Source organism: Vibrio sp. 397 (assembly GCF_033339395.1).
Taxonomy (GTDB): Bacteria; Pseudomonadota; Gammaproteobacteria; order Enterobacterales; family Vibrionaceae; genus Vibrio; species Vibrio alginolyticus.
Genome location: NZ_JAWOUN010000002.1, coordinates 112,857 through 129,957 on the forward strand (window position 1 = coordinate 112,857; position 17,101 = coordinate 129,957).

General features: G+C 41.7%; 12 protein-coding genes. 5 read left to right on the top strand and 7 right to left on the bottom strand.

Annotated elements, in window-relative coordinates:
- Positions 1-255: 255 nt before the first annotated feature.
- Positions 256-864, top strand: coding sequence for a response regulator transcription factor (locus tag R7P36_RS03635; protein ID WP_017821556.1), 609 nt, complete (start codon positions 256-258; stop codon positions 862-864).
- On the opposite strand, the gene R7P36_RS03640 is transcribed toward R7P36_RS03635, so the two are convergent.
- From R7P36_RS03640 to R7P36_RS03660, 5 genes are all read right to left on the bottom strand, one after another.
- Positions 861-1,748 carry a LysR family transcriptional regulator gene (locus R7P36_RS03640; RefSeq protein WP_033906494.1) on the bottom strand — a complete coding sequence of 296 codons (888 nt, stop codon included), beginning with the start codon at positions 1,746-1,748 and terminating at the stop codon, positions 861-863. The two genes, R7P36_RS03635 and R7P36_RS03640, sit on opposite strands and share 4 nt — an antisense overlap.
- Positions 1,749-1,905: 157 nt before the next feature.
- Positions 1,906-3,276 (bottom strand): GGDEF domain-containing protein, encoded by a 1,371-nt coding sequence (locus tag R7P36_RS03645; protein WP_005376517.1) that lies wholly within the window; start codon positions 3,274-3,276, stop codon positions 1,906-1,908.
- 9 nt (positions 3,277-3,285) lie between these two features.
- On the bottom strand, positions 3,286-3,882 hold the full coding sequence (locus R7P36_RS03650; protein ID WP_017635347.1) for a response regulator transcription factor: 597 nt from the start codon (positions 3,880-3,882) through the stop codon (positions 3,286-3,288).
- A complete protein-coding gene (locus R7P36_RS03655; RefSeq protein ID WP_017821555.1) occupies positions 3,875-5,041 on the bottom strand; it encodes an EAL domain-containing protein in 1,167 nt (388 codons plus the stop codon). The genes R7P36_RS03650 and R7P36_RS03655 overlap by 8 nt, the downstream gene beginning before the upstream one ends.
- Positions 5,025-8,690, bottom strand: coding sequence for an ATP-binding protein (locus R7P36_RS03660; RefSeq protein ID WP_213899151.1), 3,666 nt, complete (start codon positions 8,688-8,690; stop codon positions 5,025-5,027). The genes R7P36_RS03655 and R7P36_RS03660 overlap by 17 nt, the downstream gene beginning before the upstream one ends.
- Before the next feature lie 446 nt (positions 8,691-9,136).
- Between R7P36_RS03660 and ylqF the strand changes: the two genes are divergently transcribed.
- Together ylqF and cqsA are read left to right on the top strand one after the other, a co-directional pair.
- On the top strand, positions 9,137-10,081 hold the full coding sequence (ylqF, locus tag R7P36_RS03665) for a ribosome biogenesis GTPase YlqF (protein WP_005376521.1): 945 nt from the start codon (positions 9,137-9,139) through the stop codon (positions 10,079-10,081).
- A gap of 337 nt (positions 10,082-10,418) precedes the next feature.
- A complete protein-coding gene (gene cqsA / locus R7P36_RS03670) occupies positions 10,419-11,600 on the top strand; it encodes an alpha-hydroxyketone-type quorum-sensing autoinducer synthase (RefSeq protein WP_017635350.1) in 1,182 nt (393 codons plus the stop codon).
- Between the two features lie 103 nt (positions 11,601-11,703).
- Here cqsA and R7P36_RS03675 read toward each other — a convergent pair whose 3' ends face one another.
- Positions 11,704-13,749: a response regulator gene (locus tag R7P36_RS03675; RefSeq protein ID WP_213899152.1), complete on the bottom strand. Its 2,046-nt coding sequence runs from the start codon at positions 13,747-13,749 to the stop codon at positions 11,704-11,706.
- A gap of 363 nt (positions 13,750-14,112) precedes the next feature.
- Here R7P36_RS03675 and R7P36_RS03680 point away from each other — a divergent pair, with 363 nt between their 5' ends.
- Entirely contained in the window at positions 14,113-14,730 is a 618-nt protein-coding gene (locus tag R7P36_RS03680) for an HAD family hydrolase (protein WP_171345646.1), read from the top strand.
- 90 nt (positions 14,731-14,820) lie between these two features.
- Here the strand turns inward: R7P36_RS03680 and R7P36_RS03685 are convergent, their stop codons facing one another.
- The gene (locus R7P36_RS03685) at positions 14,821-15,369 is read right to left on the bottom strand and encodes a GNAT family N-acetyltransferase (protein ID WP_005376525.1); all 549 of its coding nucleotides are present in this window, start codon (positions 15,367-15,369) and stop codon (positions 14,821-14,823) included.
- A gap of 271 nt (positions 15,370-15,640) precedes the next feature.
- Between R7P36_RS03685 and R7P36_RS03690 the strand changes: the two genes are divergently transcribed.
- Entirely contained in the window at positions 15,641-16,765 is a 1,125-nt protein-coding gene (locus R7P36_RS03690) for an acyl-CoA desaturase (RefSeq protein WP_005376527.1), read from the top strand.
- Positions 16,766-17,101: the final 336 nt, after the last annotated feature.

Consider the following 17,101-nt stretch of genomic DNA (forward strand, 5'->3'; position numbering starts at 1 on the left):
GAAAATCTGAAGGCATAGAACACTGAAAGAACACTTTCAGTTTGTTAGTTTTCTGTCAACGTAAGTTTCAAGCAATCATCCTATCACTAGGTATTTCAATACCTGACATCGCTATTCCCATAATCAAGACACTGATTTTCACTTTTGGAAAGAGTCATTTTCCTTCCTCTTAGCAAGGTTTTTCCTACAATCCTATTCATCCAATTGCGCTGTCGCCTGACAGCACACTAGTTGATGTATTAGGTGAGGTTCACTTTGAATAATGTTCTTATTATCGACGCTCAACCATTGTATAGCGAAGCACTTGCTTCTCTAGTTGAATCTGTAATCAACGCAGCTGAAGTGATTCAAACCACTGACAGTGCGGAAGTGATGGATCTTGTTCGAGGCCAAAAGATTGATTTGATTATTTTAGACGTAGTGCTTGGCGACCGCGATGGTATGCGTTTAGCCAAAAACATTTTAGCGACGGGATATCGTGGCCGACTGTTATTTGTTTCTTCACGTGACTACTCGAGTCTTTCTAAAGCCGCGTACGAAATGGGCGCAAACGGCTTCTTAAGCAAACATGAAACAAGAGAGACCATTATTGACGCAATTGTGAGTGTTTCACGCGGTTACTCAATGTTTAAGTCGACTCACACACCATCGTCGGGTAACGTAACACTTTCAAATCGCGAAGCCATGGTGTTCCATTATCTTGTACAAGGCTACTCAAATAAGAAGATTTCTGAACAACTTTCACTCAGCGCTAAAACAATCAGCACCTACAAAACGCGTATTCTGAAAAAGTACCATGCGGACACGTTGATTGAACTTCTGCATACTATCCCTCAGTCAGAAAACATTGAGTTTTGCCGCTAAGCGCTCATGTATTTTGCAATAGCACCGATTAACAGCTGGTGCATTGCATCATGTCTTAAGCTTTGCTTCACCTGTACAACCACTTTTGGCCAGCCATCTGGGTAAAAATGCTCTGGCACTCTTATAAATTTATATCCATCAATTGGCGCCTGATATTCAAGTAACACGGTTGCGGCGCTTTTTTGCTTAATTAGCTTCAATACGCTGCTTACGTTGTCTAGAGCCGCAATACGGTTGATGACCATACCGTGGCTTTCCATTGCACGCTTAACGAGCTGCTCTTTCTCTTTCCAACCGATAATCTCTAACATGATAAAGGGAAGTTTGGCCGCTTCTTCCAGGGTGGTAATTCCCAGCTCTTCAGGGACAACTACCACAGCAGGCGCATAGCCGATGAACTTCTGATAAACAGATTTCGGAACATCCTCGTTGAAGTAATGTAACTGCGCATCCACTTTGCCTAGGATTATCTCTTCTATCGTATACTCTGTAATCGTTGCTATCGAAATGTGCGCCTTGGGAAACAGCACCATTAAATCCATTGCAAGTAAATGCCCAAATGAGTATTGAGCGGTTTGCGGTAAACAAATGGTGATGTCTTTTTCGTAATTTTCCGGTTCAAACTCATCTCTAATTAGACAAGTTTCAAGCTTCTCGAGTGCATCGGAAATTTTAGGTAATTGACGTTTTAAATAGTCCGTCGGTTCCATGTGATGAGGATGCCGAATAAACAATTCATCGTTTAGCTGGAGTCGCAATCGGGCAAGGTATTTGCTAATTGACGCTTCACTCTTCCCCATCGCTTTCGCAACGGGCTTGAGCTGACGGTGCTTATCCAGTAAGACAAGTATTTTAAGTAAGTTTAAGTCGAGATCTTTGTTCACGTGCGACACCAGATGTAAGGTCGAGAATAAATAGAGCAATCACTATTTGTTGACTGCTCTAATATAAAAGACCACTCATTCTGTTTGGTCAAATTAATCAAACAGTTATGTCATGGTTATGTTCCGTAACTTAACATTGAGTCAATACCAGACCTGCTTAATGGGACTTTTGTCTGTGTTTTTTCATCTCATAGAGATCTTCATCTGCACGTACAATAACGTCCTGAAGCGTTTCGTGTAATTCATTCGCCGCGATACCAGTACTCACACTAACCTCGATATCCAAGGTCTTTAGTCGGTTATCTTTAACGACACTACGAAGCTTCTTCGCCAATATTGAAGATTGACTGATACTGCAACCCGGCAGAATCGCAACAAACTCATCACCACCAGTTCGAACTAGATAATCACTATTTCGAAACACTTTAGACATAGCATCAGCAATAATTCCAATAACTTCGTCCCCTACATGGTGACCGTAATGGTCATTGATTCGCTTGATCCTATCGCCATCTATTGCAATGACGGAATATGGCGCGGTTTCCAAACGACGTTTGAACTCGCTATCTTGAAAAACTCTGCGGTTAAACAATCCCGTTAAATCATCTTTCGTCACGTTCGTCAGTGCTTTCGCGAGGCGAAGTTTGCTCTCTTTAGATTCATAAGCTTTGTTGTAATACGCTAAGGTTACGAAAAAGAAGATGATAAACAAGAACACGTAATCCAATACAATTTTACTGAATGGGTACATGTAAACGATAAGATTGTTGTTGTCTGCGACATATGATTGGGTGTACGCGAATGATGGAAAGGGGTAGCCAGCGAAATAAATCACCATTTGTTTGTTCCCATTCGCTATTTGAACATCCACCGCTTTCCCATCATTATAAAGCGGCGAGAGGTATAATTGTTCCGAGAACTCTCCCACTAACTCACCTTGAAAGTAAACCGGACTCATGATGCTTATCGCCATGTCATCGGAGTATGTCGTTTTAAATGGTAGGGAAAACAATACCCGGTCCGTTAGTTGCTCTTTCCACGCGGCTAACACACAAGAATAGTTACTTTTACACCAATCAACATCAAATGTGGCTTTCACTCCCTCTAGCGCTTCAATCGGTCTCTCTAAGATGAGTTTGTTTCCAGTATAAGAACGAAAATACATAACGGCATTTTGTCGATTGAACGCATTTGATAAATACGCTTCAGCCTGATGAAGCGATTTCCGTGCAACAGCTTCAACGTAATTGAGTTTTTCATAAGGTGACAGGGAGTAAATCGCATCTTGAAAGCTCAGCTCTGTTTGCGCTTCTACTTCACTCACGCTCATGCCTTTGTATTGCTCGAGCTGCGCTTCCGTCAATAGCCCCATGAGAATTACTTTTTGTTTTATTTTGGCTAAATTATTCGCGTAAGTGTTGAACTGCTTTACTTCATAAGAAATTAACACCGCACCAATCATTGTGACAGAAGTGACGAATAGTAATGTTGCGATGAAAAGAGACAACGCGATACTTTTAAGTGTCATGATGCGGTCTTACGCCCCCGCCACTCTTGTTAGCTCAACAATGTTCTTTACGTTAAATTTATCCAATAGACGGCGTTTGTATGTGCTGACTGTTTTGTCACTTATTGATAGCACTGAAGCGATTTCTCTATTGGACTTTCCTTGTAGTAAATACTTCATTACTGCACTTTCTCTGCTTGAAAGTTGTGGCATTTCTCGAACGCTGTTAACAACTTGCTTAAATTTGAAGAAGGTATACCCCTTCTCTACCGCTTCTATCGCGTCTTTAAGAATGTCGTGATTTTCCGATTTACACACATAGCCATCAGCGCCAGAACGAAAAGCCATTTGGCTGTACATTTGGCTAGTTTCAGCGGAGAAGAAAATGACTTTGCCTTCATAACCATGGGATTTGATACGTTTGTAGAAATCAAACCCATCGCAATCTGCCAAGTTCACATCTAAGATCAACAGTTGAATTTCTTCCTTTTTCAATATTTGTAATGCCATCTTCGCTGATGTTGCAGTAAATACCCCATTTGTTTTCCCTAACTCTTCCAACAACGACTTGATTGCAACACAAACGAGAGGATGATCGTCAAAGATCAAGTAATTCAATTTATTCATATCTTTCATTTAGTATGGTTATGGCTTCTAGTGGCATGGGTTTATCAATGTAGAAGCCTTGGCAAAGATCAATCCCATACTCACGTATCGCTTGCAGTGTGACTTCGTCTTCAATACCTTCCGCGACCAGTCGTATATTCAAACTTTTCGCTAACGCGCAAATAGCAACAACGATGTTGCGTTTTTTGATGTCGCATTCGACACCTTGTACAAACGAACGATCGATTTTTAACTCGTTGAATGGCAGTTGAGCCAGTTTTTCAAACGTTGATGAACCCGTGCCAAAATCATCTATTGAGACAGTGACACCGTTCATCCTCAACTTGAGTAAATTCTTGTACAGGGACGCGCTAGTCTGAAATGTATCTCGCTCTGTAATTTCAATGGTGATTTGTGATGGGTCAATCTCGCTCTCTAAACATTGCTGTAAAAAGTAATGAGAGAACGCCGTATCTTCTAAATTTTCATGGTCTACATTGATGGATACGTTTTGCGTCAATCCGCGGTGTTTCATGTCATAGATAACATTACTCAATACAGCTTGAAACAACTCTCCAGAAAGGCGGCAACGCTCTACAATTGGCAAAAAATAATGAGGGGGTAACACACCATAAATAGGATGATTCCAACGCGCGAGCGCTTCATACCCAAGCACTTCCCCACTTTGCACATCGACTAAAGGCTGGTAATAATTTTTCACTCGCCCTTCAGCCAGAGCAAACAGGAATTCTTGATCTTCCACTTCAATAGGTTGAGCAAAGCTGACTTGTTTCGCTTTTTCATCTTTTATTTTACCCAACAAATCAACGACTTCATTTTCATCGTATGGCTTAGGCAGCTTCCCTAATACTTCAAAGCTAAATCCCTCGCACATGGCTCTTACCGCAGAAATAATGGTCAATTCCATTGCACTGACCAGTACAACTTGCCCCTGGTACTGGACTTTATCGAGCATTTCCATCATATCGATGCCGTCTTTTCCGGGCATTTGGATATCACAAAAAATTACGTCAAAATGTTGTTCCTGCACACTCTGAATAGCGGCATCCACACAGTTAAAAGGGATGACTTGCGCGCAATAGCGATCCAATATTTGCGTAAGTATTGTGGTTTGTAGCGGATGGTCATCAATCACCATCACATTAAATTGTGTATTCATTTGTCTCTACCCAATAGTTTATGTTTTCGATCTCCTGCTCGATTCGTAAAATTAGCTCCGCTGTTCGCCTGTCAAACTCCGCAGCAGTAACTCGTTCTGCCTCAATGCAAAGCTCAGTCAGCATGCTTACCCCTATCGCCCCAACCGCTCCTTTGATGCCATGAATGACCCGTTTTTTGTCTCGCTCAGTCGATGCGGCGTTTAAGTTTTTTATATCTGTAGACATTGATTGACTAAACACGCGCGCAATCTCTTTTGCGTCCTGTGCTTTGAACCGTTTAATCCAGCCGGGCAGCCTACCCCTCTCTTTTTCGCCAATAAATGGAATCAAAACGGTTTTTAATTGATTAAGGTCATAGGGCTTGTAGAGCACATCATCAATGCCGATATCCTGTGTACGTTCAATGGCAAGACGAGCATCTTCTGCTGTCACACCGATGATTGGAATTGCTTTAAATTCGGAGTTTTTCACGTGCCTAACAAGCTCATAGCCATCCATTTCTGGCATATGAAAATCGGTCAGCAGCAACACAACGTTTTCATCTTGGTTGATGTATTCCCATGCTTCGCGGCCGTTATTCACAATGACAGGTTCGATTCCAAGTTCATGAAGCTGCATTGCTATCACACTTTGGTTAATGGGATTATCTTCTGCGACCAGTACCGTGCCGAGAACCCAAGAAACCACTTCTTGATTTGCGTCACTAAGCTTGGTTTCTTGCTGCGTTTGGCTGAGCAAATTGAACAATGTATCTGGATATTGAAGCTCTCTTAGCGTAAGACTGCCAAGTACCCTTTGTTCGTCACGCAGCATTAGGCCATTAAAACTGGCATCGCTGTCGTGTATAGGGTGAAGGTTCGCCACCATTGTTTTTAACGTCGCTGGACGCATTTTCCACGCGTCACACCACTGGCGAATATTAAGTGGTAAGCTCTCGCTATACGTCCAGTTCAAACAAACGTCTGGCTCAGAGTCGCAATGCTCAATTGGCAGTTTGACGGTAATCGTCGTGCCTAAGCCAAATTGTGAATCGATGCAGAGCACGCCGCCCATGCAGTCGATCAATCGGTCAACAATGCTCAGCCCCAATCCAGTGCCGCCATATTTACGCGTAATAGTGTCATCCGCTTGAACAAAAGGATTGAGAATACCTTCGAGTTGGTCATCCGTCATGCCGATACCTGAATCCGCCACTTTCAAAATAAGCTGCTTTTCATGAAGAATGACACTGATTCCAACCTCGCCTTCCGCAGTGAATTTCACCGCATTGGAGAGTAGATTGGTGGTAATTTGCACCAATCGCAGCGCGTCGATTTCAATGAAAGCATTCGAAAATGGTTTGATTGTCACTTTGTAATCCAAACCTTTCGCGAGCGCTCGTGGTTCAAAGCTTCGAAACACATCGCACAAGGTTTTAAGCAAGTCGGTCTTAACTGGGGCGACGGTTAAGTGCCCTGCCTCTAACTTTGAATAATCCAGTACTTCGTCTACTAGCGTATTCAAATGATTGAGCGAGCGTATGGCTTGGGCAATTAACTCGCGATTTGAATCTGCCGTCACTTGGCGATTTAGCAAATCGAGGATGCCGTGTGCTGCCGACAATGGCGTTCTTAATTCGTGACTCATGGTTGCCAAAAAGTTTTCACGCGCACGTACCGCGGTTTGCGCTTCTTTTTGCGCATCGATTAACGCCTGCTCACGTTCTTTTTGCTGGGTAATATCTTGAATAACAGTCAGTACAAACTTGTTCTTACCGCTAGGAGAAGCGATGACTTTGCGTTCTCGATATACATGTTTAATATCAAGTTCACAGCCCGACGAGGCAACCTCTTCTGAAATACGCTTTCCAGCAATAACAGTGGTTAGTTCATCAAAATTATTCACCAGAGGAGCGTGCGCAGAATCACTTTTCAACTTACATTGTTGGCACTGTTTACTGTTGTAGTTGGCACAATTGCTCATCTCCATATGGTTATTTTCACTATGGATAAAAACCAAGCTATTGATCTCTTTGATGATGTCCATCAGCCATTGCTTTTCCGCTTCCTCATTGTCAGCATTAAATTCGGCTAACCTCACTTTAAGTCGCATGTGAGATAAGATGAAATACGCCGCAATTAACATGAGACAGAATATGAATGAACCAGCAACAACAAATGTAGCGATCTGCTCCGCGTCATAGCCATAAGTCAGTTTGAAGCTTCGGTGAGAACGCAGCAGTTTTTCGATCTCGTTAGAATCAATGGTTTCGATGATGCTGTTCAACATGTGTTGCAGTTGTGTATTGTGGTTTGCAACCGCAAATGCATTAGAGAACGTCAAAACGTCCTCCGCATTGATCACCAAGCCATCGACTTGATCTTGTGCAATCATGTTGTGAACGATGTCGTCAGGAATGTAAGCCACATCCAAAACGCCCGATTTCAAATCGGTAAGCAGCTTTTTCAAATCATCATAATGATCAACTTGGCCTTGCTGCCAAGTGCCCAAATGAACTAACCCTTGCTTTTTCAAAGTGAGCAGAATACCCGCTTCTTTCAGTGCAGATTTATCGCGCTTGCTCTGCTCCGCTTGGATAGCCACGTAATTACTGTGCATGAATGGTTTAGTGAACAACCAATCTGACTTAGGTAGCTCACCCACATAAGAGATGGGGACTATATCGGCATCAAATGCCGTTAATCCATTGGAAAGGCTCGACGTCGGCTTCACATACTTAAAGCTCAAGCCAGTACGAGACTGCAATAAGTCGACAAAATCTGGAAAGAAGCCATCTAACTCGCCCGTTTGCGAATCTCGGTAGAGAAACGGATAAGCTTCGTCACTGCTGCTGTAAGTTATCACTAGTTTGTTTTGATGACTACGTCGGTAATCTACCAATAACTTATCACTGATATGGTAAGGATTTTTCGAGGCGACGGAGCGAATGTTTTTTCCATTTTGCTCCCACTGAAGGATTTTGTTGATGTCATCGATCAGACTCTGTTTGTCCAACGAAGCGATAAAACTCACCTCTTCGTTTTTCAACCAACTGGGAATATCGACAACCCCTTTTACAATGTTATTCAAATCCAAATATTGGGTAATACCAACATAAGTGTAAATCAGCGCGTTCGCTTTACCTCGCTTAACTTCATTAAACGCCTCTAAACGTGTTTTAACATAATGTATCTTATCGATACCACGTTCAGTGAGGTTGTCACAATACACACTGCCCTCAACACACACCCATTTAAGATCACGCGCATCACTATCTCGGTAAGTGGCATTCCGATACCAAACAGCGATAGTGCTCGAAAAGAAAGGCATCGAAAACAAGAAACGCTTTTCTCTTGCTGCTGTTTTACTAAATCCAACCGCACCATCAATCCTCTTGCTTTCGACATCCGCAAGTAAAGACGGAATATGCTTGTAAGTCCGAAGTTCTAACTCATAATCCAAAGCTTTAGTAATGTTAGACAAATACTCAAGACTAATTCCGTACGAAGGACCAACGCTACCGTCAAACGAGTCTTTAGCTTCGTCTTGCGCAATAACACCAACGATGACCTTCGGTTTAGGACTCTGTTTGGCAGTTGAGCAAAAAGAACTCGCTAAAAAAATTAAGGCGACGGACGATACCGTAATACTTCTAAGAATACTGAGCATGACTGCTTCCTCTGAATGGAAGCTCAGACTAGTTTTTGTCAGATAAAAGTCAAACTTCGCTCAATAGCGAAATAAAAATAAAACTTTGATATAAAAAAGAAAACCAAAATTCGTCAGAACAATCTGACAACACAATCCACCTTTGACTACACAGCGTTTGCGTTCGGTCTCTCACCCAGACGGATATTCACTGCGAGTCGGTATACATAAGGGATGTGTGCTTTTAGGTTTGCACGCCATAGCTTTTTACTTTCATCTTGAATGATTCATCATCATTCCATGATAAACTGACGTATTAACATGAAAGAAAGCTCAACTCCGCGGTTTCGAGCAGCTTGAAGTAAACACAGTTTTAGAAAATGCGTTCTAGTATTGTGTCACTCAAGATTCACATTGCTACTTTTACAACCGCTGGAGCATTAGAAAAATTAAGGTATTAAATTCAAATGGTTAATAACTCAATCCAGTGGTTTCCTGGCCACATGCACAAAGCACGTAAAGAGATCGAAGAAGCAATCCCTCAAGTGGATGTGATCATCGAAGTACTGGATGCTCGTATTCCTTTCAGTAGTGAAAACCCTTTGATTTCTCAAATCCGTGGTGACAAACCTGTCGTTAAAGTTTTGAACAAACGTGATTTGGCCGATCCAGAGTTAACTCAACTGTGGATTGAGCACTTGGAGCAAGAGCAACATGTAAAAGCAATGGCGATCACGACTTCTGAACCACAAGAAGTACATCGAATCATGGAGCTTTGCCGCAAACTTGCCCCACACCGAGAAGAAATTGGTAAAAACATTCGCACCATGATCATGGGTATCCCAAACGTTGGAAAGTCGACGATCATTAACACCCTCGCAGGCCGAACAATCGCTGTAACAGGTAACCAACCCGCGGTTACACGTCGTCAACAACGTATCAACCTGCAAAATGGCATCGTATTATCTGATACTCCAGGGATTTTATGGCCAAAAGTGGAAAATCCACACAGTGGCTTCCGCCTTGCGGCTACTGGCGCGGTAAAAGATACAGCGATGGAATATGACGAAGTCGCATTCTATACCATTGAATACCTAGCAGCTCATTATGCAGACAAGCTTAAAGAGCGTTATCAAATTGAAGAGCTTCCAGAATCAGATATCGAGATCATGGAAGAAATTGGTCGCCGCCGCGGTGCACTACGTGCAGGTGGACGTGTTGACTTGCACAAAGTATCAGAGATCTTATTGCACGAACTTCGTCAAGGCACTTTGGGCCAAATTACATTAGAACGCCCAGAAATGATCACTCAAGAACTGATTGAAGTCGAGATTGAAACCGCCCGTAAAGAAGAAGAGAAAGCGAAGCGTAAAGAAGAGCGTCGTAAGCGCTATTTACGTAATAAGCGATAAGCTTGTCTCTTATCTACTCATGTTTCAAGGCGCGATTTTCGCGCCTTTTTTGTTATCTAATGCGCCCATTTTTTTCACTTTTCAAACTTTATATTCCTCATCCAAAATCCCAGATATGAAGCACGAAAAAACACCGAAAAATCGCCGTATAAACTTTAAGCACAAACTAGTTTAGACCCCGGGCCCCTATAGAGTTACAGCCACCATCCAACCCTCAAATGTCGAGTTTGCAAGGGTCTGCAAACTTATGCAACCTGGTTAGTGACACTCTCCCCAAAATCCGCAATATGAATAAGTGTCAGCGCTGGCGTTTTTCCATATGAAGAAGAGATTTATTATGAGTGAAACTATACAAAGCAAACCACTTCCCTCCTTTATCGAGGAACGCCTAGATTTTTATATTCAAGATCTAATCGAACCGAATGAGAACAAAAAACACCTTGTTCTTGGTAAACGCCCACCGTGTAATGCCGTTGTCCTGCAAAGCAATGATTACCTTGCACTGTCTCATAATAAGGAGATTCAAAACGCGCATCGTGATGCGATTTCCCAGCACGATGACAACGTCGTGATGTCCGCGATTTTCTTACAAGACGATGAATCGAAACCTGTATTTGAAACGCAACTAGCCAGTTTCGTTGGTATGCCTAGTTGTCTACTTTCTCAATCTGGTTGGGCTGCGAATGTCGGTTTATTGCAGACTATTTGTGCACCGAACATACCTGTGTACATTGATTTCTTTGCACATATGTCTTTGTGGGAAGGCGCACGTATTGCCGGAGCACAAATTCATCCGTTCATGCATAACAACACCAGTCACCTAAGAAAACAGATTTCACGTCACGGTTCAGGGATCATTGTTGTGGATTCGGTTTACAGCACTATCGGGACCATCGCTCCTCTACGTGATATCTACGAAATAGCACAGGAGTTTGACTGCGGCCTGGTTGTAGATGAATCACACTCTTTAGGTACACACGGTCCACAAGGTGCGGGGATACTGCAGGGTCTTGGCTTAACTCATAAGGTAGATTTTATTACCGTTAGTCTTGCCAAGACATTTGCTTATCGTGCTGGCGCGATTTTAGGCCCAGAAAAACTGGCGAAGACGCTTCCATTTGTGGCGTACCCTGCAATATTTAGTTCTACCGTATTACCGCAAGAGATCATTCGGCTAGAGAAAACACTGGACGTCATAAGAAAATCAGATGATAAGCGAGATATTCTGTTTGAAAGAGCCAAGTCTTTAGCCGTTGGTTTAAAACGCATTGGATTTACTATTCGCAGTGAATCACAAATTATCGCATTAGAATGTGGTAACGAGAGAAACACTGAGCGAGTCCGCGACTTTCTCGAAGAGCGAAATGTTTACGGCGCAGTGTTTTGCCGCCCTGCAACTGGAAGGAACAAAAACATCATCCGTTTTTCAGTCAATGCAGACATGACAGCTGCTGAAGTTGATCATGTACTCACTGTCTGCCAACAAGCATTTGCACACCCTGACTTAGAGTTTGTGTAAGTTAGTGTGTAGATAAAACTAAAGAGCTCAACAGTTTTGCTGAGCTCTTTATTCGTGTTATTCGTTGTGAGCAACTCGCCTCAAGAAAACAAGTCGCGAATGATTAGATCCAGTTTGCGATTTTATCGAACAAACGATTTTTATCCGCCGGTTTTACGATGAAGTCAGACATACCCGAAGACCCAATTTTGTCCAACGTGACAGGTGAACTATCCCCTGTATGTGCAATAATAGGTACCGACGCATAGTTTTTATCCGAGCTTCGAATTCGCCTAGACGCTTCTACACCATCCATAATTGGCATTTCGATATCCATCAGAATGAGATCAACATCTTCTTGCTCTAGTGTATCCAGAGCCTGCTGCCCGTCTTCTTTCTGAATCACTTCAAAGCCTTGCTTTTCAAGTAACATTGCCGTGAATTTACGCAAAGATTCATTATCATCCACGACCATAATTGTGCGCTTATTTGAATTATCTAACGTCACCGAGGCCGTTGGTGTCGATACATAGCTTGAATCATATAAGAGACGCTCAATAGTTGGTTTAGTATTCAATAACCAGGCTTGCGTTTCGATCCAAATAGGTTCATATGCAGCCTTACGTGCTCTCTGAGTCGGATGATGCTCAAAAAGATAAACTATGCGTGCTTCAGTGAAAGACAAGAGAGATTCTAATCTATCCAATTGGTTTGCTCTTGGATCTAAGCGCTCAAGATCGATAAAAATCAGATCGAATTCGAACTCGTACTCTTTCTTTTTGAGTACTTGGTTGGCATCTAAAATCGTCGAGTCAAAGCCCATAAAACGGCTAATATCTGTTACTTTAGACACCAAGATATCTTGGCTAGTCACCGTTAGAATGGTTTTGAGTTTAGTCAGATCGTTTTTGATTTCAGTAACGGTATCAGATGTCGTTAGTGGGAAAGTTAACGTAAATTGAGACCACTCCCCTAACTGAGATTGACACTCAATGTTCCCCCCAAATGAACGCATGACTTTTTTACAAAACGGTAGACCCAAACCATAACTTCCTGATTTGCCAGTGGTGTAAAAGTCTTGAAAGATATTGCGTAGAACATCAGGAGCAATGCCAGCACCATTATCGGTTACAACAATTTGATTAAAGCGTTCTGAACTTATCATGGATACATGTATGTGAAAATCTTCAGATTTACGGTGATGGAAGGCATTCTTGAAGAGGTTATACATAACGTATTTAAGTAATGTATCACTACCTAGAAACTCAAACTCACTTCTCGCATCCAGCGATATGGCAAATCGATCAGTGGCACGTTTATAACTGAAGCTTTCAATTGCCCGTTCAACGACCGAGTGAACTGAATATTTTTTGAAGCTAGAACGAGAAACTCGATTTTCATCAATCGAAGTTAGCAATAAATCGATGGTTTCATTACCCGATTGGATAATGTTCATTGCATCCTGACTCACTTCACGTAATAAGGTGACATCCTCTACACTCATGACGTACTGCTCTTTTCCTGCCTCTTTCATGTTGGGCAAGATCGACTGGATAACATCTATTGAAGTGCAAAGCCCACTCAACGGGTTACGCATTTCATGTGCGATCCCTGCCCCGAATGATTTTGCCAGCGAGACTTTCGCTTCATGTTCAACTTGGTTACGAAAATAGAACAAATTACCGAAGACATAAATAAACAGAAAGATTGGCACATGAGTCCAATCCATGGTCAAGTCAAGATGGAACCCTTTTGCAACCCAAGCGAAGAATGTTGCTAAACCTATCCCAGCAAAGGTTTGAGCAAACATGACCCTAGTAACATGAACCAGTAAAATGTGTAAGAAAATTGCAGACATAAACGACATAACCCATACATTGGACCAGTCATTCATCAGTAACATATAAAAAAAGAAAAACGGTAAGCACAGCGTTATCGTCACTTGGTAGTAAATAGGAACATAATCTCTCCAAGTCGATGATAAGCGGTTTCTAAAAATGATGCCGAAAAACAATAACGAGCAAAACAATCTAAGAGGTAAATTTTCATAAGCCTGTGGAAAGGCAAACTCCCAGACAAAGTAGTACAGCGGAAAGCCAAGAAACCCCATCCAGCCAACGAGAGTTAGGTTTGGTTCTGCATATTGATAAACCTTACGTATCGAGTCCATATAATCTGTTTTGCTTACTCCGCCTGACGCACAATAGTGTGATTTTGATTCACTTTTATCGTTTTATTATTAACTAATTATATATTAATCATCATTTATAAGCAGCGCGAAATGACGTAAACAGCTCGCAATACTTATCTTTAGTTTCAATCTTTTAAGACAGCTACACTTGATTTACAACCAAATAAACAAAGTTGCATATAGTTTAGTGCAATTTTGCGATAATCGCTCTGTATCCAATTGGATGTTAATCTCATTTTGTGCAAGAAACTTAAGTCGCGCCTTTGGCACGACTTTCCAACGATTCAAAAACAGTACTCACCGCATATAGCGTGGTGAAGAACAATTGGCTTGGGATGTGTTATGAATTCTGTCCAGATAAAAAATGTCATTTTTGATGTAGGTAATGTATTGGTACGCTGGTCTCCAGTAGAAATCGTTCGCTTAACATTTGGTGGTTCCGTAGAGTCAGAGAAAATGGCTCAGATGCTATTTTCATCACAAATCTGGAAAGATTTAAATAAAGGGACGATCTCCGAAAGGGAAGCAAAACAGCGTTATCAACGTGAACACCAAGTAACGACGGAAGAAATAGACCGCTTCTTTTATTATGTAAAACACACTCAAATACTACTTTACGGCAGTATAGAGCTGTTAAAACGAGTAAAAAGTGCCGGATATGGCGTATATGCGCTCACAGACAACATCAACGAAATTGTGGAACATCTTCGTACTACCTATGAGTTTTGGCCACTGTTTGATGGAGCAATCATCTCTTCTGAAGTTCAATTACTAAAACCACAAGCGGAGATCTACCAAACTCTACTTTCAAAGTATCAGCTTAACCCCGAAGAGACAGTATTTATTGATGACATGCCTTACAATGTTGAAGGTGCCCGAGCAGTTGGCATGGCTGCTATTCAGTTTGAAAATGCTCAGCAATGTGAGCTCGAACTAAAAGCCATGGGGGTTAACTTCTAGAAAGCTTTTAATAAAAACATAACGTTAGGGTGCATAAACAAAAAAGAGCAGTGTTGAGACTGCTCTTATCTAATGTTTTAGAACGCTAGGTTAGGAGTAAATCACGTTTTCCTCAATCCCACTAACTAATGACTGGGCGTTCTTCCAACGGAATACTTTTTCTAACACCTCTTTGCCATCAGGTGCGCGCCAAGTTCGCTCTTGATCCTCTTGTCCACCAATGTGGCGATAGAATTCAATCGCAGAAATGTTTTGCGACACAACTTCTAAATAAAGACCTGTGTCTTTAAAGTACTGCTGTTGCCATTCTGCGACAGCAAGTAATAGCTGCTTACCAATCCCACGACCACGGTAACTGTCATCAACATGCAATGCGTCAATAAAGGTTCCACGCTCGAAATCATGGTTGCCGAACACACAAACAAAGCCAAGTAGCAAACCTCCCTCCTCCGCCAAGACAATGTGCTGATTGAATGGTGGGTTGGTCAAACGGGTTTGCCAAATCAGTAGTTTGTCGTCAATCGCTTCTTTCTCAAGATAGTTATCACTAAGAATGCCACGGTAATGACGCTTCCAGCTATCCGCATGAAGATGCGCAATGCGCTCGTAGTCCTTATATTCCGCTAATCGTAAATCCATTACGTATTCCTATTTTCTTACATTTTTGCTTCTTTATAGAGTCTCGGTATATTCCACCTTTATAACACTTGTTTCTTGGCAGATTTTATACACCTTAAGCCAGAGCTCATTTTTTAATACTACTCATTATTCAATTAAAAGCAAAATATCCCATCAAGTTCCTTAATCTACACCCAAAGGAATAGTCACATTTGTCTAACTTTAATTTGACTTACATGTGTACGCTGATATTCTGGCGAACAGTTGTTAGCTCAAAGTTAGGGATACACCTGTGACTCAAAACAAACCACCTGTTATCTGGTTGAATACATTAATATTTTCTGCCAGTTTTGTTCTGACTTTTATTGTAATGCCTTGGTATGCATATCATTTTGGACTGGGTTGGGAACATCTAATTTGGGGAGTGATTGCATTTAGTTTTACTAACCTTTCTATTACAGCAGGCTATCATCGTCTCTGGAGCCACAAAACATACGAAGCTCATCCTATTTTGCGCGCCATTTTTGCGATTGGAGGAGCATTTTCTTTGCAAAATAGTGCATTACATTGGTCTTCTGATCATCGTGTGCATCACAAACATGTCGACAATAACGATAAAGATCCGTACTCAGCCAAGCGGGGTTTTTGGTATTCTCACATTGGGTGGATGTTACGTGATTACAATAAATCAAAGGAAAACGAATATACAAACTGCCGTGACCTAAAGCGCGACAAAATCGTCATGTGGCAGCATAAGTATTATGTTCCACTTGCCCTACTGACTAATATTGGTTTCCCAGTCATACTAGGACTGATCTACGGTGATATCTGGGGGATGTTATTGGTCGTTGGTGCAGCTCGACTCTTTATGAGTCACCATACAACTTTTTTCATTAACTCCCTCGCACATATTTGGGGTAAGCAAACTTTCACAGACAAAAACACTGCTCGCGATAATGGTGTACTCGCCTTTTTCACATTTGGAGAGGGTTACCATAATTTCCATCATATTTTCGAGAATGACTATCGCAATGGCGTGTATTGGTGGCATTACGACCCAACGAAGTGGTTGATAAAGTCATGTTCTTGGCTAGGACTCACATCTAAGTTGCGCACAACGCCTACATTTAGAATTGAAAAAGCCCGTGCGAGTCAACTTTTGAAGAAAGCAAGAGAAAAGCTAGAATCGAAACCGAACACGCAAACAATCCTCGATCAGCTACAGCACGAGTTTGATACTTTAGTTCATCACATGCAGGAATACTACGAGATGCGCAAAGAAGTACTCGGTGCCAAAACTGCCAGTGTGGTAAAAAAATACGAATGTTCTGTAACGAAAATGAAGTACCAGCAAATTAAAGCAGAGTTCGAACGGCAGCAGCGTAGTTGGAACCTTATGGTTCGTCGATACGCATAGTTTATCCTCATTCTTACGATTACTTAGCTTCGCTTCGGCGAAGCTTTTTTGTTGTGAAGAGTGTTTTCCAATAATTGCTTACTGAGTAAAGTCTTTTTCCTATTGTGAATCAATTCACTCTTTATTCATTCACTTTCCTAGTCATATTTTCCTTCCTATAAATAGCTTCAAACCAGCACATAACACTTAGAAAACCAAATTCCAACAATACAATCTAACGAAATTATTTATTAAATTATTATTTGTCTCAGATCATGCAAGCCCCATATTTGTCTCGTGCCACAGCTAAGAATTCTGTAAATTCCTTGTCATAAACTGAAACAGTTTCTTTCTTTT